Below are 23,438 nucleotides of genomic sequence, written 5' to 3'. Positions count from 1 at the left end.
TTCATTCCACCAGAGATATCAACATGGATATACAAGTCGAACATAAAAAACGCAACAAGGTTAACTGGTTGTGGGCTGTTGGCGGAACTATTTTCGCCGTAGTTATTATATGGCTGCTATTACAACCCTCAGCGCAGGCATCTTTGCCTATGGCAAAAACATGGATTGCGGAGGTCCAGCAAGGGGATTTAGAGGTCAGTGTATCTGGATATGGTCAGCTTAAATCGAGAACGCCGCGTTTGATAAGTGCCGCAAGCGATGCCACGGTTGAAGAAATTTTGCTGCGCCCAGGTGCACAAGTTAACCCCGACAGCATCATCATGAGGTTACAAGATGCAAATTTGGCCCAATCTTTAAAAGATGCCAAACGCAGTTTGGCGCAATCGCAAGACCAATATCTACAGCTCGATATCAATCAACAACGAGAACTGCTGTCTCATCAGGCGGATTTGGAAGTTCTGAGATCTGAGTTAGAAAGTGCCGAGCTGGAGGTTACCGCTCAAGGAGAGTTGGTTGAAGATGGGGTTGTTTCTAAACTCGACTACCAACGCGCGGTACTTACCCATCGCCAGCTGAAACGTCGCATTAATATTGAACAACAGCGAATATCACAATTGCAGACCTTACACAAAGCCAACCTGCAGCTTGCGCAGTCAAATATTGATGCCAGTAATGAAGCATTTTTATTGGTGCAAGATAGGGTGAATAAGCTCACTGTACGGGCTGGGATCAAAGGAGTATTGCAGCAACTTCATGTGGAACTTGGACAAAGTGTCTCTCTTGGCACTCAATTGGTGTTAGTTGGTAGCACCACAGATTTATATGCGCAATTGCAGATCCCACAAGCCTATGCCCAGCAAATAAAGCTGGCTCAGCATGTGAGCATCAATACCCGTAACGACTTAATTGAAGGCCAAGTGTCGCGCATTAATCCAATGGTACAAAATGGCAATATTGAAGTTGAGGTGACACTGCCTAAAAGTCTGCCCGCGAGTGCTCGCCCCGAGCTAAATATTGAGGGAAAAGTCTCTATCGACAAATTGAGTTCCGCACTGTTCATCGACAAACCCGTCGGTGCAAAACCTTATAGCCAAGCAACCTTATATCTTGTTGATAAAGAAAAACAACAAGCCCATGCAATTCAAGTACACTATGGCGCAGAAACGTCACAGCACATTCAACTACTCAGTGGCGCTTCGACAAATCAGCAGTTTATTTTGTCAGATATGACATCTTATGCCGACGCACCCGTAGTGACTTTGAGCAAATAACAAACCAAAGGAAGAACAATGAATAATAAACACGTTATTGAACTTAAAAACATCACTAAAAAGTTTGTCCTCGGCGGAATGGAAACACTGGCACTGCGTGGCGTAAACCTCAATGTGGCGCAGGGCGAATATCTGTCAATTTCAGGCCCATCAGGCTGCGGAAAATCAACACTTCTAAGTATTCTTGGTTTATTAGACAGCCCAAGCACCGGCACCTACACAATTGCGGGTAACGATGTCAGTAACCTTGACGTTAACCAAAGAGCCACACTAAGAAATAAACATATCGGTTTTGTGTTTCAGTCATTTAATCTCATTGATGAATTGAACGTCTTTGACAATATCGCCTTACCTATCAAGTACAGTAGCACCGCTCTTTCAAGTACTGCGTTAAAAGAACGGGTAATGACTTGCTTGGAGTTAGTACAAATGACCCACAGAGCAGAACATAAGCCCAATCAACTGTCAGGCGGACAGCAGCAACGTATCGCCATCGCCCGTGCACTCGCCAATCAGCCAGATATTCTGCTTATTGACGAACCTACAGGAAACTTGGACTCAAAAAATGGCGATGCGGTAATGAACATGCTGAGCGACCTAAACACCCAAGGCACAACCATGTGTATGGTTACCCACGACCCTAGGTATGCAGACATGGCAAAACGTAAACTGTTCTTGTTAGATGGGGTGATGGTGGATGAAATGAATTTGGAGATGGTGGGATGATAAAAGAGGAATGTAAGCTCGCACTGTCAAATCTTAGGAAGCTTCCGGGATTTAGTCTTACCGTACTTGTCACCCTAGCATTAACCTTAGCAGCGCTAACGGTAGTGATTAATATCAACCATAGATTGATCACACAACCGCTTCCCTACCCTGATGCAGATAAGCTGTGGGTGACCGATCAAAGCGAAACCATTAATGGAGAAACCCAATATGGATTCCAACTGCTCTCCACCCAGTTTCAACTCTATCAAGATAAGCAATTTATCGACAAAATGACGATGATGCATTTCGTATCATCTCGTTTTATGGACATTAAGGATATGCCCACGGTAGACATTATTCGAGTGACTCCCGAATTCTTTGAGTTGTTAGGTACGCCACTGCATCTTGGTCGCGCGCTAAAGCAAGACGAAGGCGTCAGCGATGAACAAAAAGTTTTAGTCCTGAGTTACCAGTCTTGGATAACGCACTTTAATGCAGATCCAGATATCGTTGGTAGCTACACCTCCATAGATCGTGAACGCTATCAAATTATCGGAGTAACGGGAGAAGCGTTTGAAGTGCCTGAGATCTTTGGTGGCTTTCCCGTTAGCGGCTTTAGTAGCTTTCCGGAGCCTGTCACCACCACCTCGCACTGGAATAACATCAGTAGCCAGTTTAACGGTATCGCTCGACTGAAAGCGGGTGTAAACATAGAGCAGATGAATCATGCGCTGGGCGAACAGATTAACACGCTTTACCAATCCCGTGAAAACGTAGCGCCTAACACGCGAATTGGCGCTCAGTTTACACCACTGCGCGACAAAATCGTTGCGCGAAGTGATGAACTCGCCATTACCTTGTTGTTCTCAGCAGCGGTGTTGGTGCTTATTGCCCTGACCAATGTGGTTAATTTATTTCTCTCAAGGGCTGCGCAAAAACAGCGCACCATGGCAATTCAAGCGGCACTGGGGGCAAAGCCTACTCACATTTTTGTCAGTATGTTTTGCGAAAGCGCCCTGTTAGTGGGCGCAGCGACTATACTCGGGTTATTGCTTGCCGAGTGGTTGAATGTTTGGTTAGCAAACGACTTGAGCTATTTATTTAGTCGCATGCAGGGCTTAACTCTGGACTGGCCGACCATAGTGGTTGCTTGTGTACTGAGTCTGATAATAGCGCTACTCATCGCCTGGTTTACCAGCAAACAAGTAAACTATCATGCCCTGACAGATGCGCTACACAGCAGCGGTAAAGGCACTGGCGCGCAAATTTCCAAGCGTACTCGTCAAGTGTTGGTGGCATTACAAGTATGCTTTGCCAGTATTTTACTCTTTCTAGCGGCCAACAAATTAGTTCCCGCATACGCGCAAATGACTCATCCCACAGGGTTTGATACTGAGCATTTGTACTATGTTCGTATCGATGGTAGTGCCACAGAAATCGATAACTTTGAGCTTGGCAAACAAATCAAACAGCTTTTAGCCAATCAAGCGAGCATCGCATCGGTATCAGCAAGTTACACTTCACCACTACAAATGGGATGGCAAAACTATTTGTATGATCAAAATATCGCGCTGATCGGTATCGTCAGTTTGTCCTTTTACGACGAAGACGGTTTCACTGCGCTTTCACTGCCACTTGAGCAAGGAAGCCGGTTTACACCAATCATGGCCTCAGGCTCAGACAACAATGAAATAATTCTCTCAGCCTCACTCGCTAAGCGTTTGTACAAAGATGAAAACCCTATCGGTCAAACCCTCTATGCTGACAGAGAGGTGCCAAGAAAAGTGGTTGGGGTTGTGAGTGATATTTACGTGCCTACGGGCAACCGAGGCTATACCTTAGAGCGCTATTACTTGCCTGTCACTGAAGGCAGCACATCTTTTATTATCAAGGGGAATGCGGAGCTGTCTAAAGCCCAATTAACTCATGCTCTCAAGGCCATTCATCCGAGTCTAAACTTTGCTTTTTTTGAGCCTGTAGATGACATGCTAACCCAAAGGCTAAGACAAACTTGGCTGCAAGCAATGTTGACTGTCGCCCTATTAGCCCTTACCTTAAGCCTAGCTGGCGCAGGGATCTATGGCGTGCTCAATTACAGCGTACAAATGCGTCGCTATGAGCTTGGCATTCACTTGTCGTTGGGCGCACATACACACAAACTGATAGCACAAGTGCTCAAGCAGAGTCTAACACCGGTAATGATTGGCCTTGGAGTGAGTGCATTAACCGTTGCAATCGGATATGGGATACTCATAAAGATAAGCACAACTGCTATTTCCATGAGCTGGTTCGCCGTTATCGTGACAATCCCTATCATGCTGCTGATTGCGCTCATCGCAAGCTATTTACCTGTGCAAAGGGTGATAAGCCAAGATCCCATTAAAGCGCTAAGAAACGAATAAGTTAATAATAACAACAGGAATGAGTAGGCAAAGCGTGGCGTGTAAACTCCCTTTGCCTACAACACACTATGCAAGGTTCAATTTTAATCGTTGATGACAAGGCCGATATCCGCCTTAGCTTACAGTTTTTGCTAAAAAACCACGGTTTTACCATTTTCCAAAGTAGTAGTCTCGATTGTGCCGCTAAGCAGCTCAATGCGCACGACATTGATATTGTACTGCTAGACATGAACTATGAATTCGATACAACATCCGGCGATGAAGGTCTCGCTTTTTTGAGTCAGTATGCAAGCCAAAGTAGCACAACCTTTATTGCGATGACTGCTTGGTCTAGCGTCGAACTCGCCGTCGAAGCCATGCAGCGCGGCGCCAAAGACTTTTTTGCCAAGCCTTGGGACAACCACGCTGTAGTAATGATGGTGAAAAAGCATTTAGGGCTAAAGCAAATCGCTGCAAAACAACAACCTGCTTCCCCCCAACAAACCACAGCTAAAATAGCGCCAAATGCAGAACCAGCTGATGCATTACTCTGGTTAAGCCCTACGATGCAAGCGCTAAAAAGCCAACTTGATCGCATTGCCAAAACCAAAGCGAATATATTGCTTAGAGGAGAAAATGGTACGGGAAAATCACAAATTGCCAGCTACATCCACCAGCAAAGTAACATCACAGGCAACTTTGTGAGCACCAATATGGCGGCCATTCCAGAGTCACTGTTTGAAAGTGAAATGTTTGGCCATGTGAAAGGTGCGTTTACTGACGCTAAACAGGATAGACAAGGTCGTTTCTCAATGGCTGAGCAAGGGACTTTGTTTTTGGATGAGGTTGGCACACTCACAGAGCCTCAACAAGCGAAGCTACTACGAGTATTAGAAACAGGGGAATATGAAGCTGTTGGCTCAAGCAAAACACAGCATGCAAGCTGTAGAATTATTAGCGCAACTAATGCAGATTTAGAGGCGCAACAACAAGCAAGTCAATTTCGTAGTGACCTGTATTTCAGACTAAATACAATGGAGTTTGAGATCCCACCACTGCGCTTGCGTCGTACAGAGATAATTCCGCTGGCCGACTTTTTTATTCAAAAGCACGCAACAACCTATGAATTAGACGTAAAACCCTTGTCTCATGCAGCACAAACAAGACTACAAAATTACGCATTCCCGGGTAATATCCGTGAACTTAGTCATATGATGGAACGTGCGATTTTGCTGTGTGATGGCACTGAAATTGAAGAAAGCGCGCTTTCTTTAAAATCGGTGGCAACCACAGAGCAGAGTGAGCCCGAAATGATGACGCTAGATCAAGCCGAGCAAAAGTTGATTAAAATGGCGCTGTGCCAATGCCATGATAATGTGGAAGATGCTGCTGTTTTACTTGGGATCAGTAAAAGTGCGCTATATCGTCGCCTTGATAAGTTCGATATTAAAACGCGATGAGCTTGCCTATGAAAAAGCCTAACTTTGAACAGACTATCGAGATTTTTTGCCTGGTTATTTGGTTGCTGTTCACCGTGCTCAGCGCTTTTTTTATGGTCATCCTTGAGGTCTCAACACTCAGTGTTATCACCTACTTTATCCTTATCCTTTGTCCGCTCGCATTGCTGTTGTATCATTTTAAACAGCACCTGATACAACCTTTTTATCACCTCTCAACCACCATAGAGGCGATCAAAAACGAAGAGTATGGGCAGCGCTTTTACACCTCTGACAGCTCAGGCATTCTTCACAGTTTGCAGCAAGAAACACAGCAATTATGTCAGCAGCTGCAATCATTCAAATCAGAGCGAGACCACCAGGCCATATTACTATTTAGACTCATTGAACAACTGCCCAGCCCCATCGCAATTTTCGATAACGATACTGCACTGGTGCATGCCAATGAAGCCTTCTCAAATTGGATTGGCAAACCATGGCAAAGCCTACGTTTATTAAAAGCGCATAAGTTCAGCCTTGAGTATCATAGTGGCCATTGGCACTTTAACCACCCTACTCTCGGTGATGAGTGGCAGCTTCGCTATAGCGAGCTTACCATTGCAAGCATGCAGGCGCACTTAGTGATCCTGACCGATGTGCAAGCGGTTGTCAGTCAAGCTCAGCGCGACGCTTGGCAAAAAATGATCAGAGTGCTCAGCCACGAGATTCATAATTCTCTCTCGCCGATTAAGTCACTTGCTCAAACCTTGATAGAAATTCCCACCACGCAAGAAAATCAAGCCGATTTTGAACAAGCGCTTGGCGTGATTGTGCAGCGCAGCGATGGCCTGATGTCATTTGTTAATCGCTATGCAAGCGTTGCAAAACAGCATCAACTTCATATAGAAGCGATATCCATAAATGACTTACTAACACCGCTCGTAGGGCTTTTCGACAATCGCGTGAGATTAACCATTGAACAGAACTTTACGCTGCAAATTGATCAAAGCTTACTTGAGCAAGCACTTGTAAACCTGATCAAAAATGCCTTGGAAGCGGGAGGTAAGCGCAATGCTGTTTACGTCAAAGCATATCACAATCATAAATTCGCAGGTATTGAAGTACTCGATGAAGGGCATGGCATAAAGAACGCTGACAACCTATTTGTACCTTTTTACACCACTAAAGCAGCGGGTAAAGGGATTGGGCTCATCTTAGCTAAAAATATCGTTGAACAGCATAACGGAAAACTGAGCTTAACCAATCGTAAAGATGCACAAGGCGCAATTACTCACATTCAGCTTCCATTGGCGGCAGCGAATAGGTGAGTGTTCACCGCCACTTCTAGACGACATTTATTCAGACATTTTAAGCATCGCAATCAACTGACGGCCAGCAGCAATGGTATTGGTTTCACCACTATAGATGTTGTCGCATTCTTTCGATTCAAACTTTGCTTTAGTCCAAACAAGTAATAATACGTGTTAACCGATTAACTTTGAGCCCTCGTAAAAGTGCTGTCGATGCTCAAGGTAGCGCATCCACACTCTATCCATTTGCGACTGATATAGTTTTGCGCCATGTTTGTAATCCATGCCGTGCAACAGCAGCATATCCGCAAGTTGCATGCTGCTAGTCATGGCATGCAACATGCCTTGCGAAGAGAGCGGATCAAAGCTCATGCTCGCATCACCCACCGCATACCAACCATTTGCTGCGCAACTATCCAAACGGGCCGAATTTGCACTTACCATAGGATGTAGGTGTGCTGTTTCTATATTCACCAAGTCCACTAAGGTGTTAAATCCCCTCACCGGCTTTACTTTTGCTAAAAAAATCTCGAGCGTTGGTGATGTTGCACTTTTTGATCGCATCAGCGCAAGCCTGCCAAGAAAACACCCGAGGCTGCATATTGGGGTCGAGTGAAGAGCATGCCGCGCTCGGCGCACTATACCACCAGCCATTTTCTTCATCGCTTATCACCGCAAACTGTTTCGTCGTGGCAACCTCTGCGGTAAGCCACAGTGCCATTTGCTTATCAAACTGTTGTAGTTTTGCACCGAGTCGCCTCGCTAGATGACAGGCGCGACCGGTGGCATCAATAAGCAGTGTTGTCGTGATAGACATGTCAGTGTCGCAGCCTTCAACCCTAACCTGCCACCCTGATTGTGTTTGCACCACATCAGTGAGCTTTGTAGAAGATAACAAAGGGATACCACGAAGCACTAATTGATCACGAAGCTGCTGTTCAAAATGCTGCCGATGAATGTGCCACCCCAAACCATCGGGGTTTTTAACGTTATCCACTATGGTAGGCGATTCACTACCCCAAAACGAAATCATACCGTGACAAGTGAGATGTTCCGGGCTTTGTAGTAAGTGCAACAGGTTAAGCTTTTTGAGAATTCTAGAGGCCGCTGGCGGTAAACACTCGCCCACTTTGTCTTTAGCTGTAGCGAGCTTATCGACTACTATCACCTGATAGTGAGGATGCAAAGCAAGTGCAGCAATGCATCCTGCCAATGCCTGCACCTACAATGACAATATCCGATTTCCTTTCAGCCATATTAGCCCTTATTATTTGCGATTCCGGCGATGTGCTTTGTCGGTTTGTGACAAATCAGGACGACAATCTCGCATGCTTTCGTTATTATCCGCAGCCAGCAGTTTTTCCGCTTTGACTGGTGTTAACCCTACTTGCATGGTGGTTGGAAAACCCAGTTACGCCTTTTTCTGTCTTCGGTAATACCACCGCCAATTGACCAAACCCAGTGATCATACTGTTGATCTGCTCGATATAGTTGGTTGAAGGGCCTATCGGCAAATCGTTTAGCCACAGCTCCCGGTCATTAAATGCTGCTTGTCGCTCTGCAAATGGCTTTGTTTCATCGACTACTCGGTGATAGTTTTGCTCGCTAAGCATATTATTTGGCACTCGTGCAGGCCAAAAAGGTCGGTAAATAAGGGTCGTACGCTTCATTGTAGCCATCGCGACAACTCGCGGTGTCTGTTTGCCAAGGAATGGCCATCCAACGCGTAATGCCACCAGCAACCTGCCCCGTTTTTAACGGGCCGCTCGAATGCAGCGCGATTTCTGATGTCATTTCCACGCCATAATTGGTGCCGTGGGTCGGTGCAGTATCCTCTGAATGCTTAAGGCGGAAAGCTTCGCTATACATGCCCGCTGTACGCATTGGCCAAGTCATTTCACATCCAGGGTGGAAAGCATCCGCTAAACAGAACTCCATCGCCGCTTTAGTTAACATATCTGGTTGCTCAGCAACCGGAATTTCATCAATGCTGGTTGGGGGGCAATAACAAGGGTCGTAATCAGAATCAAATTCGCCATTCGACCACTGCTGTAACATATTCAACTGAATTTCTGTGAGGGTGACAAACTGCCTTGGCGAGTCATCGGCATCTACACTCATCGCATCGCCGTACAACCAGGGCCACAACTGCGGAGCTGGTAGCGGCAAATTTAGGGTTCCAACTATGTTTTTCATCCGCCGTGGTGACTTTTTCTATCTGTCTAAAGTTATTAAAGAGATTACGTCTTGCTTCTTGCCATGTGCGTGAGTTGTCATTTTAAACGGCTGAATCCAAGTCTCTGAAGTAAAATCAAAGGGGCTATTCCAGCCAAACCCTGCGGCAAATCCCGCATTAACCCATTGTAAATCGGTTAACCTTTGGAAAATTGGCAGAATGTCCTTACTAAAGGAAGGCTTACCCTTAGGTGCTGGTAGCATCTTGGCGTCAACTGCAACCTGACGCATTAAATCCCACATGGTTCGCGGAGATTTTTGCATTGGCGCGTAATCTGGTGGCGCACAAATAACCCATGCAGGTTTCACATCAAGTGCTTTGCCTTGATATTTCACCTCAGCAGTTACAGGGCCGTCCGAAGTATCGTCGTACCAGCCTTCATTATTACCGAACGTGATCGCCTCGTGGCCTTGAGGATTTTCTGACACCCCGTGTCCACCAAGCATAAGTAAGCGGCCCTTATCGTCGGTACGCATTTCGCCTAAGTACACTTTTTTACCGGCAAAGCGTCCTTCAAAGCGACTACAACCGCACCCAGAAGCAATACCACTGATCTGCTGCGCCCCACCATCAATGAGCAAGCTGTTACGGTCGTTTACATTGAGGTTGCGTAGTAAACTCGGCTCGGCTTCAGCCGCCTCTGGAATATCCAACGCTAATTGAAACTCATACCAAGATGCTTTTTGATTAGCCAAGCGAGCATGCCAAATGATAGAAGCACCATCGTCGCAAGTAAGCTCTTTAACGATGTTGCCCTCAGCGTCCAATCCATAAATACGAAAACGCGCGGCTTGGCGCTTCAACGCTCCCGTGCTATCGCGATAGTAATTCATATCTCTTGGAATGGCGGTATCGACCTCAGGGCCAATAAAGAATTCATCAGGGCTGTTACCAACCCGCATTACTCCAATGGGTGGGTATATTGCAGCTGAAACAATGGGATTTTGATTGCAGTGATGTGACATGTTGTAATCCTTTTTGCAGTGGTTCAATTCATGAAGCATTACTGCAGTGTAGAAGCTATTTCTGACTTACACCATTACATCGAATTACAGGTAGGAAAGAGGCCAGAGCCTCAAAATGAGGATGGCCCACATGGAGAAAGGGTGATATCTCATCTGTGATGGATGAGATAAAAGTACACCCTGTGCGGGACACAGGGAGAAAGGAAAAAATTAAGGAAGGAAGCGCTCAACACGATAATCGCTGACGCCTAATATAAAAAGTGTGGGATTTAACTTAACCTAATGCTTCGCATACTAAATAGCTTTTAAAGCCGGCGTGATTAATTACATGTTTGACCTCACAGACAAACCAGTCACCGTTGAGATTATCATCAACCTCTTCGATAGTTATCACGCCACCTGCTAATAAATTAGGGTCGCCAACCACACAAAGCTGCACACTGGTATGCGCTCGATTTAAACGCTGTAACATGGCCGTCGCCGCGGTTTGTGCTTCGGTTTCATTAGGATAAACGTAAGAGAGTGTCGTGTTAGGTGAACCGCCACCGACACTTACCAATGTTTTTTGCGCTAACGCTTTATCGTAAAAATAAGCTTGCACCCCTTTGACTAACTTGTTGTGGTTAGCATTAAGCTGCCATGAAACCAGCTGCTTTTTACTTACCGTCACGCTAGGTAAAGCTTTGCCAGTTAACGACTTCCCGGTGCCTTTAGCCATAAAGATAAGCTTGTCATCCGCAATCTTCATGATTGCATCAAACTGCACGGCAAGCTTGCTTAGCAATTGCATATCGCTTTCACTTTGCTCAATGTGCGGTATTTCTCGGCCCTGAAAAGCATCACCTATTTTTGCCTGTAGTCCATACTCACCAGCAATGTCTTGGATAAGCTTGTCCAGCATCAGCGGCTCATCCTTCCCCAGCTCTGGCCACGAACGTATTTTTAATGCCTTAAAATCTTGATCCCACAGCACTTTATTACCATAAAATGTCAACGAGCGATTGGGGCCAGTCAACTCATAAGCGCCCACTTCGAAAATACCTAATTTGGTTGAAGGAGCACTCTGATCTTTGGTGCCTTCTTTATATCCCATCGCAATTTCTAGTTGATCCGTTGGTGCGGGTAAGGCAATGGGCGCGTCAGCTAAATTGTCAAATCGTACATAGCAGGTATCACTCGCCAGTCCTGTGCGTGTTGTAACACTGAGCTCAGCCAAGCGGTTCTTCAGTGTTTTTGATACCTCATTGCCATTTGCTTTAATAGAATAATGCGGTTGTAAGTCCATCTTAATCCCAAATATTGATCACTTTAGACACAGTAGGTTTTGCGATTTCGGGAAGAAAAATACTGATCTGCTCCGAATAAATTGGCCCAAGCTCTGCCAAGCCATGATTGGCTTCTAGCACCTTTTCTACCATGCCACTACTGCGGCCATAGTGCTTAAAACAGATGAGATCGAGACAATCGCCATCTCGCGTAATATAAGTTACCCCTTTGCTCATAACGACTCCTTAGCACTCAGCGCGCTTAATAGCGGCTGAGCTCCATTGAAAATTGGATTTCTCGTGGGATACCATCATTAAAAAATAAGGTCCGCGTTTCACTTATCCGTTTGATGACCCACTTACCCATCACGCGCCCTACGCTTGGACTAGATTTCCCACTTTCTTCAACATAGCCAAGCGTCATCGGCTCCCCTTTGGCGGCTTCATCTCTCATCATGTCTAACTGCTTCAAGCCGTTATCCACAATTTGCGGGAAGATCACCCCTTCAATGTTTAAGGTTTGCTCTCCTACGCCAATAAATTGCATCGGCGGAGAGTCCTTATCAGTCTGAGATTTGTGGGCTTCCCAGCGATATTGAGAATCGTACTGGAGCTTATTAAACGCTGCGGTGCTTACTGAAAACTTGTAGTCTCCCAGTTGCATCATATGTTTAGCATGATTAACTTTGCTCATTTAGTCCTCTATCGTTATGCCACTTGATTGTAATATCGAGCACTAAGCTCTTGCTCTGCTTGTTGCTGCTGCTGATCCAACATTTGCTTCACTTGCTGCGCAACCTCATAAGCCTGTTGGCCATCTTTTGCATTGACTGTAATATTAGCGTTCACCGTTACCGATGCAGCGCCCGCTTGCGGCGCCGATGAATATTCAGATGCTTTATTCGCACTCGCATTCAGTTGATTTAAACTATTTAGATCTGGTGCTTTAGCCTCATTGGTAGCTGATGTTTTGTCATCGCTAAACCAACCTTTAATGGCATCACCAACCATGTTGTTGGTAAGGTAACCCGCCATAGGGGCCACCATTCTTACATAAGGATTTTTGCTTTTTGACAGTGCACCAGATACAGCGTCGGCAGAAAACATGCCGCCTAGCGTGCTACCAATACCAGCCGCTTTTTCTTTAACAGAAAGCCCATCATTATTGAGCGTTTCCCATACCGTGTGTGCGTTTAGCGCTCTGCCTGCCAAATCACCCGCCTTGCTGACGCCGTGAATTTTGCTGGTTGTCATCCCCTGATTAGCAGCAAAGGCAGCGGCCGTGCCTGTGGCTAAATTCAGCTCATTAATGACATTATTTTTAACAAAGTCGAGTGCGTTATTTTTTGTTGCTTCACTGTTTTGAGGCGTACTAATCGCTGCCGTTTTGCTGTCTGTTTGCGCAACGTTTTCCTCGCCTTTTGATAACCAACCGCCGAGAGTGTCGCTAATTAAGCCCAGCGGCCCCATGGTGGCAAAACTCGTTGCGCTATCGAGCAAGCGCTCTGTCACCGAAGGGCTCGAGGTACCTGAAGCTGAGTCCTGAGCATCGTCAGAGAACCAACCACCAAGTTTGTCACCAAACCAACCACCGATTGACTCACCGCCCATCGCGCCGAGTGCACCACCGACTAAGCCACCGATTGCAGTGCCAACCACAGGAACAACCGAGCCAATTGCCGCGCCTGCAGCGGCGCCAGCGAGTGCGCCACCTGCGCCACCGGCAGCCGCTCCAACCTGAGTGGTTTTTTCTTTAGTCGTTAACGTGTCATCGGTTAATGCCGTGAACGCATCGAATGCCCCTAACGCCACGCTAAGCGGTGCAGCCGCACGCCCAAGTAACTTTTTAGACCCCTTAAATAACTGACCAAGTTTGCCACCTTTAGCTGGAGAGAAACTGCCAAGCTTTTGATAACTAGCATCATTTGCGGCAGCCATCATTTTGACTTTTTTGGCTTTTGCATTGGACTTTGGTTGCGATGCTTGATTATCTAACTGTGCTTTTACGCTGGGGGCTTTCCCGCCGTCTAACAGTTTCAAAGCGGGTTTATTAGCGCCTCGTTTGTTGCTTTTGCGCGGCTTGTGCTCGCGATCCGCCGACGCTTCTTGTTTATCCGCTAGATTAGAAGACCTAGCTCGCTTGTTACGCTTTCTGCCTCGCTTCTTGCGTCCTTTTTTACGCGTAGACTTCTTCTTCTCAACATCACTTTCTAACTCAGCAAACGACTCGGATAAATCATCGCTAATACCGTCTAATCCAAACTCACCAAATAAATCTGGTAAGCTGTTGGTAAGTGAAGATAAATCTCCCTTGAGAACGCCTTTTAAATCAATATTGGAGAGTAGATCAGCGTGTTGCTCTAGTACACTTGCCGCATCGTTTAGCCCAAATGCATTCAACAATTCAGGTCCTGCGCTTACAAGGGACTTGATGTCGCCCCCCAAAATCGCGTCGACATCCAGTTTTTCTAATGCCGGTAATGCGCCTTCGAGTACGCCAGCTGCACCGTCTAATTCAAATGCCTTTAGTAATGAAGGACCTGCCGCCATAAGGCTCGATACGTCACCACTGGCAATTTGCTTGAGATTCAGTTGTTTTAAGCCAGGAACCGCAGCTTGTAGCTTATCCGCAGCATCGCCAAGTTCAAATGCTCTAAGCACTTCAGGTGCGGCATCCACTAAGCTGCTCAGCTCACCATCCATTAAGCCCTTAAAATCGAGTTTTTCAGCGATAGGAAGAACTGAACCAAAAGCCTGTGATGCACCTTGCATATCCAATGCATCTAATAATGCCGGAGCACTTTGTAGCAACGACTGGATATCACCATCCGCAATTGCGCCCAAGTCCAATTGTTGTAGCGCTGGCAAAGCCGCAGATACCGAGTTTGCGGCACCATCAAGTCCCGCCGCCTCAAGTAGGTTTGGTAACGTTGCGGCCAACGACCCCAGCTCACCATTAGCAAGCCCGGCTAAATCAAGTTGTGCAAGCGCCGGTATTTCTTGCGCAAGAGTTTGGTTCAATGCCTTAAGATCAACGGCTTCTAGCAAGCTTGGTAAAGCCTGCTGCAAACTTTGTAAATCGCCTTGAATAAGTCCAGGAATATCCAATTGATTCACAGCTGGCGCAAACTGCGTGACCACATTTGCCGCATCGTCAAAGCCAAATTGAGTTAATAACGCAGGAGCAGCTTCTGTTAGTGAACCAAGCTCTCCTTTGAGTACCTCTGCAAACTCAATATTGCTCAACAAATTGCCTGTTTCGAGCAGCTGCTTTGGCAAAGCAGCCAAATCTAAACTCGATGCAAATTCCGGCAAAGCTTGACCCAGTGACGCTGCATCTAGGCAAAATTGCTGCTGAGCATCGATTACAGATTGGCCTTGCTTGGATGCATTTGTCGCCGCAGTCACGGCTGGTGCAACGGAAATTGCGTTAAAAAGTGAAGGAACGTGTTCGGCTAATGCCGCCAACTCAACTTGTACGGTTTGGCTTGCAGCGCTGAAATCTAGTTCAGCAACCCGTTCAAACAAGCCACTTATCGCATGCTGTAAAGAATCGGGCAACGCCAACATAACCTGTTCAGCCTGCTGCACCAACTGGCTACTAGGCACAGCATTTTCACCAGTGGCAGGTGCCTGAAACTCAGGTACTGAGAACGGAGCCTGTGGACTTAACACCGCGCTGGCATTAAGTTGAGTCATGATGGAGATTAATTGCTGGATCTGCGCACTAGTCGCTGAATTGGCATTGAGCTTTGCAACTAGACTACCTAAATGTGCAACTTGGTTAGCAAGCGAAGTTACCTGTGGCAACTTATTTTTGACTTTGTTCGCCTCTCGTGAACGAACCTGTTTACCTTGTTTTGTCATGGCGTTACCTGAGGAAAATAGAGAAAAGTGAAACGCTTTAGCTTAAGCTGAGGCCTAAGCTAAAGCGTCTAAAGTATGGGAATGCGCCCCTTAAAGGGTTAAGGGGCGGTTGCGGTCATCGGTTTAGCCCGCTTCTGTCGCTTGTTTGTAATCAAGCGCTGCTTCAAACCACTCGATGAGTTCGTCTTCGGTCAGCGCGTTGAGTTCGGCCAAGCCCCAGCCAGTATATTTGGCCAGAGCGATAACCATGGCTTTTAAGCGCTTTGGCGGGACACGAGAAAAGCTTGTAGCGTTTCTCGCAGCTTCACAAAATCACTCCAATCAAGCTCTTCGATGATATCTGGAGAAACTTCGCATAAGTGCGAGAAATAACGAATTTCGCTTTCAGACTCGCTGATATCCGCTCTATCCACCATTAACCGATCGCGTACTTTTGGTCGTCTCATTGTAAGTTCTGCATACTCATGCCCATCGACCGTAATTGGGAATGCTAAGGTAATGATTTCTTTCATGGATTAAGCTCCGATTGCTGCGCGAAGTGCTGCCATTTGGTCCTTACCATTAACGGTACGAACGTCGTTGTATAGGTCAATTTCGTAAATCACATCTTGACCGATCTGTAGCTTGTACTTCTGAATTGCATATTGCAGCGTAAGCTTAGCTTCCTCGCCATCTTTCCAGCTGCCCATATCCACTTCTTTGAAGAAGCCTTCAAGCGTTACCACCACTGGTACTGGCGCTTCGCCTTGCGCTTGGATAGCACCACGAGCCGTTAACGGCGTTGTTGCACCGCTCCAATCGCCAAGTAGCTTCATCATGTCAGCGTTGTATTCAAGTAACGTGATTGTGCCTTCTAGCTTTTCAAGTTGGCCAACATCAAGCTCAACCGGCGCTTGGAAACCCGACGTCACTTCGCGAGTTTTTACGGTTACTTTTGGTAGCTGGATTTCATCAGCGATACCTAGATAGCCTTTACCATCTACAAACAGCTTGAATTTTTTAAGAATTTTTGGAGAGATTGCCATTATACGATTTCCTCTAGGTAGTTGTTAGTTAGAATACTCTTGAAGGTGATGTGCTCAGCCGGTGTTGGCGGCGTGAAGTCAAAGCTAAAATATACTTTACCCGCTTGAATATTGGCCGGTGTGTTTAACTCTTCATCAGCCCAAATTTGACCGCCAAGAATTGCACCTTGTGCTTTTAAACTATCTAGGTATGACTGAACACTTTGCGTAACATCTTCGATGTAAGTTTTGGTGATATTGCGGTCAACTGCCCACATGTGCGCACGCAGTAGTGAGTCGTTGATCATATCTGCGGTACGTACCACTGACAGGAATGCCCATTTAGGGTCGTCAGAACAAGTACGGTTACCCCAAAGCTTAAAGCCGTTTTGACGAATAATGGTCGACACTTCTTTTTCGTTCAGCATATTCGCACGTGCGTTAGCATCGCCCAGCTGGAAGTCGATCGGACGTGCAGTTGCCACAATACCGTTCATATTGGTATTACTTGGGCTCCACCAAAAGCCTCGGTCGTTGTCCGACTTAGCAATCATGCCCGCAACACGTGCACTTGCAGGTTCAACTTCTGTTTTGCCATCGCGGAATACTTTGACATGAGGGTCAACAACGAACACACGACGCGAACCAAAGTCTGCACGATATGTTTTTGCATCCTCATCGTTGGTGTTTGGACCATCTGCGATGATAACCGCACGAAGACGCTCAGCCACGTTCACAAGTTCTGTAATAACTGGGTTACGATTACCTTCAGGGCGTTGATGTGCATAACCTGGCGCCACAAGAATACGTGGTGTTACGCCAAGTACAGACTCAGCACCAAGAAAAGCTTGTACACCTTCATAAGAACCGTCTGCTGCCACACCGCCAACCATGTTTGACATGATTGCCGCTTCATCAGCACCATCGACACGAACCACAACGACTACCGCACCAGCTTGGTCAAAAATACCGTCCATTGCCGCAGGCAGTGTTCCTTCTGTACCCAACGGTGCAGCTTCAGCACGTTTACCAGCAACCAATACAGGTGTGTTAAGTGGAAACTTTTCTGGATCTGCACTAGGTGCAGTACCAATCACACCAATTACTGAGCTTTTTACTGTTTTGATTGGACGCGTGCCGGATTGCGCCTCAATGACTTCTACACCGTGTAGAAATTTTGACATAGTTATCTCCTTTAAAGACATGTCAGTTAGAGAATAAAAAAGGCCATACAAGCTGCCTTGTATGGCCCTAAAAACTTCATATAAATTAGAGTTTGTTGACCTTATACCTTACGGATAAGGTGGATAAAAAATGACTTAGATTTGGATACCCTCGATGGTGACAGGCTCCCCGTTGATTAAATACAATCCTTTTATTTCGATAGACAACTTGCCCTCTCCTGCTGGGTGTACTGCAACACCATCAAGTTGAAACCGTGGTTCCCACTTCTCCAGTGCATTGGCGATGGTCATAGTGATATCCCCCACCAGAGAGTGAGAAAAAGGTCTATCTACAAGCTCATATAAGCCGCAGCCATAATCGCGTCGCATCACGCGACTGCCAAGCGGTGTGGTCACAATATCGCGAATACTCTGTTTTAGATGCTCAACACCACCGAGCGGCTTGCCCGTTTTGGCATTCATTCCTATCATGACGACTCCTTAAGTCACTTTGTAAATTCCCGCGCTGGAGCCTCCTGATACAGGAACCTCCGCAGCCTGAGTCATATGTTCAACTACGGCTTTAGCAATCGCAGTAGCCAGCTTGCCAGCTCCTGCATGCGCACCTGCCAACACAAAACCCTCAGCTTCAAGCTCCGCTTTGATCATGTTTTCTAATGCATTTGCATCTAATGCCATGTCACTTCCCCGCTGTAACTGTAGACGAGCCGTCACCATGTGGACTGCCAGTAAAATGACATACATGTGCCGTAGTCACACAAGGTGAGCCACCATTTAAGGCAATACTTGCTCCTTCAACACTGACGTCCCCCCCCGCTTGAACAGAAGCACTTCCATCACACTTCAAAGTTGCATCTTTTGCACTCAACACAGTCGCATTAGCTTGTGTCTCTACTCGGATGTCTTTGGCTGTTGTAATATTCAGCGTCCCTGCAGAAAGCACATCCACAGTGGCATCCGCTCCTTGAATATCAATCAAATAACGATGACTCTTCCGGTCATACGTGATTGAGCTGCCATCTTGATATTGAACCTTATGAACATCAGGGCGATTTTCAGGCGTTACTCCCAATTGTTTTGGCGCAAACTTTTGACTATACAAGCTGCCAAGTACCACTCCCTGGGAAGTATCTCCACAGGGAGATAACACCATCACTTGCTCACCAACTTCAGGTGCTTGCCAAGTCATATCATGAGCAGCTTGCGCCGTTAGCCAAGGTAACTTTGCCGTGATCCAATCACCCATTTTGACCTTGACGGTCGCCGTTTCGTAGTCCACTTCATGCACCGTTCCTAGGCTAATTAGCTTAGTAAGACGCTGCTGTAAGTCGGACACGGCTAAGTCTGAAAAATGTTGATTCGCTATCACGCTATCGGTCCTTCTTCTGGAGTTTTATAAATTAAGTGATGCTCGCCACCATGCGGGCCAAGGTACACTTCTGTTATCTCAACACCGGCCTCCTCGGGATACTCAACTTGGTAATAAAACTGCCAAGTCAGCGTCGCCTTAGCGAGCATTGAATTGACTTGGTTGCTATAACTAAAACTGCTTTTTTCGCAAATAAAGTGTTGCCAAGGAACGGGCGTTTCGTCCTTTATAATCGAAGCCTCAGCGGCACTGACCAAGTTATCCAATCGCGCTATCAACGCAGAGGCATCAGCCTCTTCAAGCGCCAGTTCAAGCTGCAAAGTTATCACTCGTCTGTCGAGTGCATTTGGGCTCAGGTTTTTATTGTACGCAGGCCCATAAGTCACGCCTTTGTCGGCGCCTTTCGCTTGCAGTTCACTGGCTTGTCGCTCAGCGATTGGGATTAGGGTAAGCTGTGCACGCTCTGTTAAATCCGGTTGTGGCTGGCTTGCTTTTAGTAAATCAACTTGAGCAAGCTCAGACAGACCGGCACTCAGGCACGCCAACACCTTAGCTATCAAGGTTTGTCGATGCATAGTTGTGCTCTCAAATTATAAATTGGCTAGATTAAAAAGCCTAAGATGGACGAAACGCCCGAAAGAGGGTTAGAGACTTTAGAGTTCAGGTTTTGCCGGCCAAACCACTTGATCCGGAGATTCAGACTGGTTAGGCAAATTTCTTAATTGTGTTCGATAATCGTTGAACTCTGCACGTTTGCTTTCACTAAGTGGAGAATCTGATACTTGCGTCCAATCTGTTTCAACGAGTAGTCGGTTTCGAATATCTCTGATTTCATTCCATTGCTTTTGTGTAAATAGTTCATTTTCCATAATTAATTACCTCGAATATATCTATTAGGAACAACGCTGTTATGCACTTCAGTTATCGGCGGTAGGTAATAATTTGTGTCACCAATTTTTTCGACAACTTGTGTTTCGGCTTCGATTATTGATCGCTTAGAATATCGACCAGAGGTATAGAGTAGATACGAATAACCTCCTCTCAACCAAATAGAAGACGTATAAGGTGTAGACGCGCCTAGCACTTTCGCAACAAAAGGATGAACTGAGAATGCGTGCGCCTTTTGAATCGCAAAGTGGAAATCTCCACCGCTTGACCAATTCTGTAGCTGAACTTGAAACTCTAATAACCCCTTACTGTCCCCATCTAAATGAACGTACCTTTCTAGGCGTACATCAAGCATTTTTGGGTGATGAAAGCTAAGAGCATAAAATGTGTTTTCATCTAGGTGTTTGAGATCAATGATTTCTTTCGATGAATCGCCTTCTAGACGCTTGCTAAACCTATCATCTGCGTTTTCTCTAAATTCTGAAAACTGCGTCTGTGCCGTGTTAATAGCTTGAGAAGTTTGGCTTTTAACATCTGTCACCGTTTCCGATAAAGTACTTTGAATAATCCCAACCTGATCTTCAACAGTTTGGCACAGTGCATTGGCACGTGTGGCAACCTGGCTCAGGCGCTCCGTCATGGTTAAATTGTCATTTGACATAGTGTTTCCTTATTGATGCTCAAGATTGGTTAATCTAATTTCTTGATTGGTTTGGCGGTTCATGGTGTCTAGCTGTACCGTCGTCACGTTGGCAAGTTCTGCGTTAAATAAGCCATGGAATGCTGCTACGCGATTATCTAGCCGAGCGGCATGTGTTGTATCTAATCGTGTCACTTCACTGGTGAGCAATTGTTGCAGCTCACTTAGCGCTGTTTCCTGTTGTTGCAAACGAAATTCCTGTTTGATTTGCCGATGCATCGTATCTAGCTGCGTAAGCGTCATTTCGGCCAGCTCTTTGTCAACAATCAGATTAAGATTGTCGACCCCCAGCTTTACCTCGATACTCTCACTGGGCAGTTGTGCCAAACTTAACGTTAACCACTGTAGTACTTTGACGTCAGGTGTGCGGTAGCCAAGTGTGGTGTTGGCTTTTGAGTAAACTCCCAGCAAAATCAGCTCCGGCTCACCACTTGCGTCTACTTCGCCGCTATCTAAATAAACGCCAATTTCTCTGATGGCATATTCAAGTGGTGCGTCGAATTTGCCTGCAATTTTAAGGCTCGTACTTTCACCGTCTTGATAGTCGCTGTCGGCAATAGCTACACGCTCTTTAAGGCTGCGTAGCTCAGTTTGATTTTGTGATGGCGTATAAGCGGCATCGCCAAACGCCATATGGCTGATTTGTCCCTTAAAGCCTCGCGCTTGAGCGCTGAGTAGGGCATCAAGTCCCGCATGGGTAAACTGCAGCGTTAGTGCAGACATTAAGTCGCTCCTTGTAAATGATAATGTTGATATTGAAGTCGGTGCATACCACTGGCGAGTACCACTCCTTGCATTAACTCATCAGGATGAATGCCTATTCCTTGGCTGGTATGCATTTGTGCATTCAGCTGTTTTGCAACCGCAAACACACCTAAACTTGCCTGCGTTTCACTAGGTAAAACGCCTGCGCCTTCGGTATTTAGCATTTGATAGCCATAGTGATTTATATGGCCACATGCCCCCAATACGGCTTTGCCTTGCTCAGGTTTTACCCCTAACCCCAACACTTGGGTATTGCTCAAACCCAAAGGCGCTTTGCCAAGACCTGCCGCACCAATTTGCTCTTTAAGCGCAATACCCAATTGTAAATCAATATGGATAGCACCGCGTTTCACTGCGTTTACCACACGGCGAATACGTTTGAGCATCTGGGAGGTCAACAATCCTTGTTGTCGGTCGTCCAAATTCTGATTAATAAGCGCCCAGATCTGCACAGTGCCAGGCAAACCATCTGTCTGCTGCCACCATTCCTTGATCTCGGTTTCAATATTGAGACTATCGAGCGCTTTTTGTAGTGCAAATGGGGTTCCCTTGCACTGATGAACCGTGAACGCATCCGTAATGACTTGGCGTTTAATCGCCACAGGCCAATGTTCATCCCACTCATCCACTGAGTAGTTCCACGCCAAAAAAGGCAATAAAGGCTCAGGACAAAGGTCGGGTTGCCAAAGACTCGTTAAGAGCAGCCGTGTATCGTTCAGTACACAAGCATCACGCAATTGGGTTCGTGCTTCATCATCCTTGAGGGAGAGCCCACTTAGTCCGACACTTATCGCTAACCGCTCAAGTGCATCTCTTGGGAAAAACACTTGAGAATAAATAATTGGCAGCAGCTTGTTGCTTGATAAGCGTTTAAGTGCGCTGCGTACATCAAGGCAGCCGACCTCCGTCAACGAGAGATAACGCGCAATTTCCACTAGCTCATCATCGCTGCGCTGCTCAAGTTTTAAGGCCGCTAATAAACCCGCTCGGATAGTTCGAGGCTTGGCTTGCAGCTCTGCTAACCACTGCTCCAACGTTGACGCATTGTGAGGTAAAAGCTTAGTCATCCTGCCCCCTCACCTTTACCCGCAAATCCATTTGCTGACAATACGCCACCTCAATATCTAGAGGTATAATGTCTTCACTTGGCGACTCCAACCTGATGTTCTCGACACCGGACAAAAACAAAGCGTTGCTAATGCCCGCTCGCGTGATCTGCCGACCAAGCTGTCGCCTTTCTGTTAAGTAAGCGTCGAGCGCGGCTGAGGCACTGTCCACAATCACCTCAGGCGACGGGCCAGGTAAAATCTCAAGTTCCGCTGCAATGTTAAACGTCAATATCTGTGGCTGCTTGATTGTGACTCTATCGCCAAGCGGTCTCACTTTAGAGACTTCGGGCTGAGTTGACGATTCAGGGGTAAAGGCGACGTGTAATTTATTCAGCAGCTCCGTGCTTAGCGTACCTTTCCCTATTCGACTCAAGGCGGTTAGTTCTATTTCACATGGCCTCGGACTATGAACTTGCACATCGCAAATCTCATTACTCACCGACAATGCATGAAAGCGATAAGAGGCCGCGCTCCCTGCGGTATTCAGTCCATCAAACGCCAGTTGCGTTCTCGCTCTTAAACGCTCATCCCCCTCATTCCCAAGCCTTGCAACATTAAACCTCGCTGCTATTGCGTCTAAGTCACTCCCTGAAGCACTCGCGAGCAAGTTCGCTTCTATTGCGTCATTTAGCATGCTTTGCTGAGTCAGTCCTTGATATGCCATGACTTCTAACAACTTAGTCAGAGGTTCACTTTCCAAGTTTACTACTTCTTGGAGTGCGTTATCCTTTTGCAGCAATGCTTGCTTTAATGCTTCTAGACGCTGCTCAAAGTTTAAAGGTTTTAATACTTTAGGAATGGGCAACTGCGATAAGTCCAACCGCTCAAATGCCATCATCACCTCCTCGCTTTGCGCCATAAAAAAACCCACAGCAAACACTTGCTTGTGGGCTTTGAAGATTGGAAACCTGTGCTTGTTAACTTTCTCAAGCATAGGTCTATCTTACTGGTTTTTAGGGAGTAAAACAGGTCAATCCTGA

Annotated in this window: 27 protein-coding genes; 5 read left to right on the top strand and 22 right to left on the bottom strand. The window is 46.4% G+C overall.

What is annotated here, in order from left to right; all coding sequences use genetic code 11:
- The first annotated feature begins 23 nt into the window (after positions 1 to 23).
- The 5 genes from CTT31_RS05155 to CTT31_RS05135 all read left to right on the top strand — a co-directional run bounded on the left by CTT31_RS05155 (position 24) and on the right by CTT31_RS05135 (position 7,124).
- Positions 24 to 1,271 carry an efflux RND transporter periplasmic adaptor subunit gene (locus CTT31_RS05155; RefSeq protein WP_211859465.1) on the top strand — a complete coding sequence of 416 codons (1,248 nt, stop codon included), beginning with the start codon at positions 24 to 26 and terminating at the stop codon, positions 1,269 to 1,271.
- 18 nt (positions 1,272 to 1,289) lie between these two features.
- Positions 1,290 to 1,997 carry an ABC transporter ATP-binding protein gene (locus tag CTT31_RS05150; protein WP_039491072.1) on the top strand — a complete coding sequence of 236 codons (708 nt, stop codon included), beginning with the start codon at positions 1,290 to 1,292 and terminating at the stop codon, positions 1,995 to 1,997.
- On the top strand, positions 1,994 to 4,381 hold the full coding sequence (locus tag CTT31_RS05145) for an FtsX-like permease family protein (protein ID WP_211859464.1): 2,388 nt from the start codon (positions 1,994 to 1,996) through the stop codon (positions 4,379 to 4,381). The genes CTT31_RS05150 and CTT31_RS05145 overlap by 4 nt, the downstream gene beginning before the upstream one ends.
- Before the next feature lie 68 nt (positions 4,382 to 4,449).
- On the top strand, positions 4,450 to 5,820 hold the full coding sequence (locus CTT31_RS05140) for a sigma-54-dependent transcriptional regulator (protein ID WP_017218958.1): 1,371 nt from the start codon (positions 4,450 to 4,452) through the stop codon (positions 5,818 to 5,820).
- Positions 5,821 to 5,828: 8 nt separating this feature from the next.
- Positions 5,829 to 7,124: a sensor histidine kinase gene (locus tag CTT31_RS05135; protein WP_260492127.1), complete on the top strand. Its 1,296-nt coding sequence runs from the start codon at positions 5,829 to 5,831 to the stop codon at positions 7,122 to 7,124.
- Positions 7,125 to 7,280: 156 nt separating this feature from the next.
- On the opposite strand, the gene CTT31_RS05130 is transcribed toward CTT31_RS05135, so the two are convergent.
- The 22 genes from CTT31_RS05130 to CTT31_RS05025 form a co-directional block, all read right to left on the bottom strand.
- Positions 7,281 to 7,580: an NAD(P)/FAD-dependent oxidoreductase gene (locus tag CTT31_RS05130; RefSeq protein ID WP_260492126.1), complete on the bottom strand. Its 300-nt coding sequence runs from the start codon at positions 7,578 to 7,580 to the stop codon at positions 7,281 to 7,283.
- Between the two features lie 16 nt (positions 7,581 to 7,596).
- A complete protein-coding gene (locus CTT31_RS05125; RefSeq protein WP_260492125.1) occupies positions 7,597 to 8,319 on the bottom strand; it encodes an NAD(P)/FAD-dependent oxidoreductase in 723 nt (240 codons plus the stop codon).
- 127 nt (positions 8,320 to 8,446) lie between these two features.
- On the bottom strand, positions 8,447 to 8,731 hold the full coding sequence (locus tag CTT31_RS05120; protein ID WP_260492124.1) for a hypothetical protein: 285 nt from the start codon (positions 8,729 to 8,731) through the stop codon (positions 8,447 to 8,449).
- The gene (locus CTT31_RS05115; protein WP_260492123.1) at positions 8,721 to 9,227 is read right to left on the bottom strand and encodes a LodA/GoxA family CTQ-dependent oxidase; all 507 of its coding nucleotides are present in this window, start codon (positions 9,225 to 9,227) and stop codon (positions 8,721 to 8,723) included. The genes CTT31_RS05120 and CTT31_RS05115 overlap by 11 nt, the downstream gene beginning before the upstream one ends.
- Positions 9,228 to 9,320: 93 nt before the next feature.
- A complete protein-coding gene (locus CTT31_RS05110; protein WP_260492122.1) occupies positions 9,321 to 10,307 on the bottom strand; it encodes a LodA/GoxA family CTQ-dependent oxidase in 987 nt (328 codons plus the stop codon).
- Between the two features lie 274 nt (positions 10,308 to 10,581).
- Positions 10,582 to 11,592, bottom strand: coding sequence for a phage late control D family protein (locus tag CTT31_RS05105; protein WP_260492121.1), 1,011 nt, complete (start codon positions 11,590 to 11,592; stop codon positions 10,582 to 10,584).
- 1 nt (position 11,593) lies between these two features.
- Positions 11,594 to 11,809, bottom strand: a complete 216-nt coding sequence (locus tag CTT31_RS05100; protein ID WP_010378405.1) for a tail protein X — start codon at positions 11,807 to 11,809, stop codon at positions 11,594 to 11,596.
- A 25-nt stretch (positions 11,810 to 11,834) separates the two neighbouring features.
- Positions 11,835 to 12,266, bottom strand: a complete 432-nt coding sequence (locus CTT31_RS05095) for a phage tail protein (protein WP_010378403.1) — start codon at positions 12,264 to 12,266, stop codon at positions 11,835 to 11,837.
- Between the two features lie 14 nt (positions 12,267 to 12,280).
- A complete protein-coding gene (locus CTT31_RS05090; protein WP_260492120.1) occupies positions 12,281 to 15,439 on the bottom strand; it encodes a phage tail protein in 3,159 nt (1,052 codons plus the stop codon).
- Positions 15,440 to 15,562: 123 nt separating this feature from the next.
- A complete protein-coding gene (locus tag CTT31_RS05085) occupies positions 15,563 to 15,688 on the bottom strand; it encodes a hypothetical protein (RefSeq protein WP_017218950.1) in 126 nt (41 codons plus the stop codon).
- 5 nt (positions 15,689 to 15,693) lie between these two features.
- Positions 15,694 to 15,951, bottom strand: a complete 258-nt coding sequence (locus CTT31_RS05080; protein ID WP_010378399.1) for a phage tail assembly protein — start codon at positions 15,949 to 15,951, stop codon at positions 15,694 to 15,696.
- A 3-nt stretch (positions 15,952 to 15,954) separates the two neighbouring features.
- On the bottom strand, positions 15,955 to 16,464 hold the full coding sequence (locus CTT31_RS05075; RefSeq protein WP_010378397.1) for a phage major tail tube protein: 510 nt from the start codon (positions 16,462 to 16,464) through the stop codon (positions 15,955 to 15,957).
- Complete coding sequence (locus tag CTT31_RS05070; protein ID WP_045988655.1) at positions 16,464 to 17,627, bottom strand: phage tail sheath subtilisin-like domain-containing protein; 1,164 nt, start codon at positions 17,625 to 17,627, stop codon at positions 16,464 to 16,466. The genes CTT31_RS05075 and CTT31_RS05070 overlap by 1 nt, the downstream gene beginning before the upstream one ends.
- Positions 17,628 to 17,762: 135 nt before the next feature.
- Positions 17,763 to 18,098, bottom strand: a complete 336-nt coding sequence (locus tag CTT31_RS05065) for a GPW/gp25 family protein (RefSeq protein WP_017218947.1) — start codon at positions 18,096 to 18,098, stop codon at positions 17,763 to 17,765.
- Between the two features lie 9 nt (positions 18,099 to 18,107).
- Positions 18,108 to 18,305, bottom strand: coding sequence for a hypothetical protein (locus CTT31_RS05060; protein ID WP_017218946.1), 198 nt, complete (start codon positions 18,303 to 18,305; stop codon positions 18,108 to 18,110).
- Between the two features lies 1 nt (position 18,306).
- The gene (locus CTT31_RS05055; RefSeq protein WP_069020243.1) at positions 18,307 to 18,996 is read right to left on the bottom strand and encodes a phage baseplate assembly protein V; all 690 of its coding nucleotides are present in this window, start codon (positions 18,994 to 18,996) and stop codon (positions 18,307 to 18,309) included.
- The gene (locus CTT31_RS05050) at positions 18,993 to 19,571 is read right to left on the bottom strand and encodes a hypothetical protein (protein WP_260492119.1); all 579 of its coding nucleotides are present in this window, start codon (positions 19,569 to 19,571) and stop codon (positions 18,993 to 18,995) included. Before CTT31_RS05050 ends, CTT31_RS05055 begins: the two co-directional genes overlap by 4 nt.
- Positions 19,572 to 19,649: 78 nt before the next feature.
- A complete protein-coding gene (locus tag CTT31_RS05045; RefSeq protein WP_099031049.1) occupies positions 19,650 to 19,865 on the bottom strand; it encodes a tail fiber assembly protein in 216 nt (71 codons plus the stop codon).
- Positions 19,866 to 19,867: 2 nt separating this feature from the next.
- Positions 19,868 to 20,545 carry a hypothetical protein gene (locus CTT31_RS05040; protein ID WP_130164592.1) on the bottom strand — a complete coding sequence of 226 codons (678 nt, stop codon included), beginning with the start codon at positions 20,543 to 20,545 and terminating at the stop codon, positions 19,868 to 19,870.
- Between the two features lie 9 nt (positions 20,546 to 20,554).
- The gene (locus CTT31_RS05035) at positions 20,555 to 21,307 is read right to left on the bottom strand and encodes a phage tail-collar fiber domain-containing protein (RefSeq protein ID WP_211859457.1); all 753 of its coding nucleotides are present in this window, start codon (positions 21,305 to 21,307) and stop codon (positions 20,555 to 20,557) included.
- The gene (locus CTT31_RS05030) at positions 21,307 to 22,416 is read right to left on the bottom strand and encodes a phage tail protein I (protein WP_260492118.1); all 1,110 of its coding nucleotides are present in this window, start codon (positions 22,414 to 22,416) and stop codon (positions 21,307 to 21,309) included. Before CTT31_RS05030 ends, CTT31_RS05035 begins: the two co-directional genes overlap by 1 nt.
- Entirely contained in the window at positions 22,409 to 23,392 is a 984-nt protein-coding gene (locus CTT31_RS05025; RefSeq protein WP_260492117.1) for a baseplate assembly protein, read from the bottom strand. Before CTT31_RS05025 ends, CTT31_RS05030 begins: the two co-directional genes overlap by 8 nt.
- Positions 23,393 to 23,438 lie beyond the last annotated feature (46 nt).

Origin of the sequence: Pseudoalteromonas maricaloris, assembly GCF_024746855.1 — a bacterium.
Taxonomy (GTDB): Bacteria; Pseudomonadota; Gammaproteobacteria; order Enterobacterales; family Alteromonadaceae; genus Pseudoalteromonas; species Pseudoalteromonas maricaloris.
This window is presented reverse-complemented; position numbering and strand designations above follow the sequence as displayed.

Bases quoted from the DNA above. Each gene is read 5' to 3' on its own strand.
- CTT31_RS05155 (WP_211859465.1), top strand. From the start codon at position 24: ATGGATATACAAGTCGAACATAAAAAACGCAACAAGGTTAACTGGTTG.
- CTT31_RS05150 (WP_039491072.1), top strand. From the start codon at position 1,290: ATGAATAATAAACACGTTATTGAACTTAAAAACATCACTAAAAAGTTT.
- CTT31_RS05145 (WP_211859464.1), top strand. From the start codon at position 1,994: ATGATAAAAGAGGAATGTAAGCTCGCACTGTCAAATCTTAGGAAGCTT.
- CTT31_RS05140 (WP_017218958.1), top strand. From the start codon at position 4,450: ATGCAAGGTTCAATTTTAATCGTTGATGACAAGGCCGATATCCGCCTT.
- CTT31_RS05135 (WP_260492127.1), top strand. From the start codon at position 5,829: ATGAAAAAGCCTAACTTTGAACAGACTATCGAGATTTTTTGCCTGGTT.
- CTT31_RS05115 (WP_260492123.1), bottom strand. From the start codon at position 9,227: ATGAGTGTAGATGCCGATGACTCGCCAAGGCAGTTTGTCACCCTCACA.
- CTT31_RS05110 (WP_260492122.1), bottom strand. From the start codon at position 10,307: ATGTCACATCACTGCAATCAAAATCCCATTGTTTCAGCTGCAATATAC.
- CTT31_RS05105 (WP_260492121.1), bottom strand. From the start codon at position 11,592: ATGGACTTACAACCGCATTATTCTATTAAAGCAAATGGCAATGAGGTA.
- CTT31_RS05100 (WP_010378405.1), bottom strand. From the start codon at position 11,809: ATGAGCAAAGGGGTAACTTATATTACGCGAGATGGCGATTGTCTCGAT.
- CTT31_RS05095 (WP_010378403.1), bottom strand. From the start codon at position 12,266: ATGAGCAAAGTTAATCATGCTAAACATATGATGCAACTGGGAGACTAC.
- CTT31_RS05090 (WP_260492120.1), bottom strand. From the start codon at position 15,439: ATGACAAAACAAGGTAAACAGGTTCGTTCACGAGAGGCGAACAAAGTC.
- CTT31_RS05085 (WP_017218950.1), bottom strand. From the start codon at position 15,688: ATGGTTATCGCTCTGGCCAAATATACTGGCTGGGGCTTGGCCGAACTC.
- CTT31_RS05080 (WP_010378399.1), bottom strand. From the start codon at position 15,951: ATGAAAGAAATCATTACCTTAGCATTCCCAATTACGGTCGATGGGCAT.
- CTT31_RS05075 (WP_010378397.1), bottom strand. From the start codon at position 16,464: ATGGCAATCTCTCCAAAAATTCTTAAAAAATTCAAGCTGTTTGTAGAT.
- CTT31_RS05070 (WP_045988655.1), bottom strand. From the start codon at position 17,627: ATGTCAAAATTTCTACACGGTGTAGAAGTCATTGAGGCGCAATCCGGC.
- CTT31_RS05065 (WP_017218947.1), bottom strand. From the start codon at position 18,098: ATGATAGGAATGAATGCCAAAACGGGCAAGCCGCTCGGTGGTGTTGAG.
- CTT31_RS05060 (WP_017218946.1), bottom strand. From the start codon at position 18,305: ATGGCATTAGATGCAAATGCATTAGAAAACATGATCAAAGCGGAGCTT.
- CTT31_RS05050 (WP_260492119.1), bottom strand. From the start codon at position 19,571: ATGCATCGACAAACCTTGATAGCTAAGGTGTTGGCGTGCCTGAGTGCC.
- CTT31_RS05045 (WP_099031049.1), bottom strand. From the start codon at position 19,865: ATGGAAAATGAACTATTTACACAAAAGCAATGGAATGAAATCAGAGAT.
- CTT31_RS05040 (WP_130164592.1), bottom strand. From the start codon at position 20,545: ATGTCAAATGACAATTTAACCATGACGGAGCGCCTGAGCCAGGTTGCC.
- CTT31_RS05035 (WP_211859457.1), bottom strand. From the start codon at position 21,307: ATGTCTGCACTAACGCTGCAGTTTACCCATGCGGGACTTGATGCCCTA.
- CTT31_RS05030 (WP_260492118.1), bottom strand. From the start codon at position 22,416: ATGACTAAGCTTTTACCTCACAATGCGTCAACGTTGGAGCAGTGGTTA.
- CTT31_RS05025 (WP_260492117.1), bottom strand. From the start codon at position 23,392: ATGCTTGAGAAAGTTAACAAGCACAGGTTTCCAATCTTCAAAGCCCAC.